Raw genomic sequence first — 4,847 nt, forward strand, 5'->3', positions numbered from 1 at the left:
CACTAACCTTAGCGTCAATAGGTACGTTTAATTAGTATAGATCTGATCTGTACTTGGTACAGATCAGATCTATGCTAACTCGATAAGCCTTTATCCACAGGGATATTAATTTTCGTATGAATTTGTCGTGCTAAATTTTAAAATAAAGCCATTGTGATGGACAAAATAACAGCTGAGTTAGTAAAAAACCGATTTGAGATGACCTAGTTAGTAAAAATATGATCTGAAATCGCAAGTTATGTACATTACTTAGTATAATAGTGATCTAAACGTTTTATTTAAAGTCAGATCACTTTTATACTAACTTAAACATTTAACTTTTGTTGTTTAATGTGTTGTTATTAGATGTCGCAATAAAAATGGAAATAAGAACAATGAGCCGAAAGGTCAACATCTCGGTAGATAATTTGCCCGATACACTCAGGGGCCAAATCCACGGGGTGGAAAGTGCAATTGATAACGAAAGTTTAGCACTATTTACAGACAACAAAGACGTGCGAATTTCTATTGAAAATGCAGCTCATGGTTTACGTGCATATTCAAACACGTTTAATCATTATGATTTGTGGGGCCGTTTTGTTCGCTCTGGCTATAAAAAATTGCCACTTGAAGAAGCGCCTAAAAAAACAATCATTACGCGTAAAATATCAGAGAAAGTAGATGGTATTTTATACGATGGTGAGATAAAAATTACCCCTGCTGTTGTCAGTACTCGTAAAGATGGTGAAGATATCGAGTATCTTGTTTGGCCATCGGACAGAGAAGAAAAAGTAGAACGAGCACTTATTCGTTTAGCTTCTAAAGGCAAAATAGTTAAAATTAATTTTAAGTCCGGTATTCAATACGCGGTTGTTTTTTCTATGAACGAATTAGCGCAAGAGCTCAAAGCGGTAGGGCAGTCAATGCCCTATCCTGCAATTAAAGAGTCACTTGAAGCATTGCAAGGTTCTAAACTTTCATTTAAATATTCAGCAACCGATACTAAAAACTCCGATATAGATGATTCGTTTTACGAGTCAAATATGAACTTTTTATCGTCACTTCACTTTAGTGGTAAAAAAGGTCAAGGTGGCAATGTAAAGTGTGTGGCCTGCTTAAATGCGTTTGTTCATAACATGATTGATAACCTTGAATACAAAGGGTATTACTTTAATAGTGCACAAGAACTAAAACGGGGATTATCGCGTTGGATGATGCTTCGTTTGTATCACCTTTGGCGTTATGCAGCTCCAGGTAAAACGTATCATTTTAGATTACTTTCTATTATGGAAAAATATGGATCTATTTATTCAACTGATGATATTACGGAAAATAAATTAAAAGCGCTTCGTCGTGATATGACCACCACAATGAAAGATTTGATTGAAAAAGGTGCTATATCAGAATACAGCATTACAAACGTCAAAGATGACAAAACTGGTAACATTATTGATTACACATACGAAATGCACCCCTCTGATCAGTTTTGCGATGAAATACTTACATTGAACAAACACAACAAGCGCATTGAGATTCAAGGCGGTAAACGTATTGTTGAAAATGCAGTGTTAATTGATGAAGATAAAATAGAAGAGATAGTAGAAAAATAATAAACGTTATTTTAAATACTGTACATATTTACTAAAAAGGCCACATATTGTGGCCTTTTTAACATAATAGCTATCGGTCAACTTGTTCTAAATATAGCCTATCAACTAAAAAATCATACTCACGTTTTCGAGGATGAGCTTCGGGTTTTTTATAATCAGGTAAGATACCTAGTTTAACGTCTGGTTCTGAATTAATCAGAATAAATGGTAATGCGGCGCTCACATGATAGCGGTTTTGTGCTGTGTATCTCACATTAACTTGAGGGCTTACACGAGTAGGGCGACGAATTCTTAATTTTTCCTTTTCACCTAAACTAGCAACCCGTAATTGTTCTTGAGCTACAAGTGATTGCCATTTTTGCTGATCTATCATTCTTGGATTTCGATAACTGGCCGATTTGTCGAGCATTTCGAGGGCCATTTTTTTAGTCAATGTTTTAGTTGCGTGCTTGTGCATCCAAGTAAACCTAACAGAAAATGGTGATTCACTCTCACTGTGAATCTTACGATAAGCAGCAAGTGTTATTAAATTTGGTATTGCATTATGAACAGCCTCAAATCGGGCATCGTTATTATCAATTGCCAATATACACTCTTTGAAACTAGCTTTAGCTTTGTTAACCTGTGCTATACGATTATTTAAAGCTTGTTTATCTGCATTTTTAATAACAAGTAAACCAGGGTGCCTTTTTAACACGCGACTGCTTAAGCCCGATTTTTTATAAATGTCAGAAAAGGAGTTTAAAATTGCCTTTTGAGCCGGCGCTCCAGTTATTTTAGAGACATGTATGGACTCAGGAACCTTATTTTCATCTAAATTACTTACATCAGGTAACTGATAGTACTCTGCTCTGGAAAACTCACATTCGTTTAATTCCTCAATTAGCCTTAAAGTTAATTCGTTCATTAAATCAAACTGACTCCTAATTTGCACTTTAGTAACCACGGCACACCTCAAAGAACACATCTTACTAACTTCATATTATTGCATGCACTTTGCATTGAGTAAATATTTAATAAAATAATACTTGGCGCTCAGGTTGCATCAAAAGCAAATAATGTATGATGTGTTCTTTCTGGAGTGGATGGTTCTACTTATTCCTGTAATTTAGTACTGTTTTATTGATTAAAGAGTTAGTCCGCTTAGAGCTTAATTGCCCATATAGTGTAATAAATGAGAAATGTAAAATGAACTTGGTGCGGTTGTATTCTAAATAATAGTGTTAGTTTTGGTTGTTTCTCTAATTAGTGATTAATATTATAACGTGTTTTGTCTATGGGTTTATCATCCAAAAGCTTAGAATGTCATACATGCTTTTTGCATGAGAGTCATTTAAGGCATCACTGGCAGTTAAGTTTTTAGTTATGACGACTTGCTAAATAACGCTGTCGGCAGGGTGGGAAGATGAGTGCTGAATCAGCAGATTAACCTTGTGTCAGTTGTAAGTATATTCTGGCATTAGAATAATCAACAGCGCCATTCTACTAGGTTTAAAGTGCATATAAATGAGCAACAAAACCCCATATCATATATTTAGGCCTGCACATAGTCCCTGTTAGTTAATAATTAATTTAGCCCGTAAAGTTAAGATTACATTTGATGCAATTTAAGTATGATGTGTTCTTAGGTAAAATACATATAATATAGCCTTGTGCTTTATTTATTCTCAATGTGTTAAAATTGAAACTAATTAACTCTAATTGTATGTTTTTAATCACTTTAGTTTATTTAAAATAAAACTAAAGTGATTGTTATATAACCACCTGAGTTAAGTAAAATTACTTTTATACTTAACTCATAACTAAATAATTGGAAAATAGTGAATTTAGTCCTTGAACATAGGGGTCTGCATACGTTAATTTCTTCTTATCAGGTAATGTAGGAATGAGGAAAAATTATGTCATCGTGGAACCCAAATAGCTGGAGAGAGCTGCCAATACTGCAGCAGCCACAGTACCCAGATCAAGAAATACTTAAATCAGTAGAAGGCCAATTAAAAACGGCTCCGCCTCTAGTTTTTGCAGAAGAAACAAGAAGCCTATTCAAACAACTTGAAGACGTGTGCGAAGGTCGTGCATTTTTACTTCAAGGTGGTGACTGTGCCGAGTCGTTTAGCGATTTTAATGCCGCTAATATTCGCGATACATTCAAAACAATTTTACAAATGGCTGTTGTATTAACTTATGGCGGTAAATGCCCTGTAGTTAAAATAGCGCGTATGGCTGGTCAATACGCTAAACCTCGTTCAGCAGACTTAGAAACAATTAATGGCGTGTCTTTACCATCTTACCGTGGCGACATCATTAATAATATTGAGTTTACAGAAGAAGCGCGCATTCCAGACCCACAACGTTTAATGACTGCATACCATCACAGTGCCGCTACGTTGAACTTATTACGTGCATTTGCACAAGGTGGCCTAGCCGATCTTCATCAGGTTAACCGCTGGAACATGGGCTTTGTTGCTGCAAATCCACTTAAAGAAAAATACCAACAACTTGCAGATAAAATTCAAGACGCACTAGAGTTTATGGAAGTGTGCGGAATTAACTCTACAATTGCGCCAAGCTTAAAAGAAACCGATTTATACACTTCTCACGAAGCTTTACTACTTGGTTACGAAGAGGCACTAACACGTCGCGACCATTTATCGGGTGACTGGTACGATTGTTCTGCTCACTTTGTTTGGATTGGTGAACGTACACGCCAACTAGACCATGCACATATTGAATTCTTTAAAGGCATTAAAAACCCAATTGGTGTTAAAGTTGGCCCAGGTATGGACCCTGACGACCTAATTCGTTTAATTGACGCATTAAACCCAGATAATATTCCTGGTCGTTTAACGCTAATTACGCGTATGGGTGCAGACGTACTGCCAGAAAAACTCCCAGCACTAGTAAGAAGAGTTCAACAAGAAGGCCGTAAAGTAATTTGGAGTTCTGATCCAATGCACGGCAATACTGAAAAAGCGACTTCAGGTTACAAAACGCGTAACTTCGATAATATTATGCGCGAGATCAGTCAATTCTTCGCTGTACACAAAGCTGAAGGTTCATACGCAGGTGGTGTTCACCTAGAAATGACAGGTCAGCACGTTACAGAGTGTACAGGCGGTGCTTACGGTTTATCTGACGATGACTTAGCACAGCGTTACAAAACACAGTGTGATCCACGCCTTAACGCCGACCAAGTATTAGAGTTAGGCTTTTTAGTCGCTGATTTACTAAAAGACGCACGTAAATAATATTTATTGA

3 protein-coding genes are annotated in these 4,847 nt (G+C 36.4%); 2 read left to right on the forward strand and 1 reads right to left on the reverse strand.

The genetic code is table 11. The features are described from left to right. Positions 1-374: 374 nt before the first annotated feature. The gene (locus H5072_RS11860; protein ID WP_024596523.1) at positions 375-1,589 is read left to right on the forward strand and encodes a hypothetical protein; all 1,215 of its coding nucleotides are present in this window, start codon (positions 375-377) and stop codon (positions 1,587-1,589) included. 70 nt (positions 1,590-1,659) lie between these two features. Here the strand turns inward: H5072_RS11860 and H5072_RS11865 are convergent, their stop codons facing one another. Further along, positions 1,660-2,535 (reverse strand): DNA replication terminus site-binding protein, encoded by an 876-nt coding sequence (locus H5072_RS11865; protein WP_182693630.1) that lies wholly within the window; start codon positions 2,533-2,535, stop codon positions 1,660-1,662. A 952-nt stretch (positions 2,536-3,487) separates the two neighbouring features. Between H5072_RS11865 and H5072_RS11870 the strand changes: the two genes are divergently transcribed. Then, positions 3,488-4,837: a class II 3-deoxy-7-phosphoheptulonate synthase gene (locus tag H5072_RS11870; RefSeq protein ID WP_024596521.1), complete on the forward strand. Its 1,350-nt coding sequence runs from the start codon at positions 3,488-3,490 to the stop codon at positions 4,835-4,837. Positions 4,838-4,847 lie beyond the last annotated feature (10 nt).

Source organism: Pseudoalteromonas sp. SR45-5, from assembly GCF_014163565.1.
Classification (GTDB): Bacteria; Pseudomonadota; Gammaproteobacteria; order Enterobacterales; family Alteromonadaceae; genus Pseudoalteromonas; species Pseudoalteromonas distincta.

Excerpts from the sequence above, each read along its gene's own strand:
- H5072_RS11860 (WP_024596523.1), top strand. The coding sequence starts at position 375 with ATGAGCCGAAAGGTCAACATCTCGGTAGATAATTTGCCCGATACACTC.
- H5072_RS11870 (WP_024596521.1), top strand. The coding sequence starts at position 3,488 with ATGTCATCGTGGAACCCAAATAGCTGGAGAGAGCTGCCAATACTGCAG.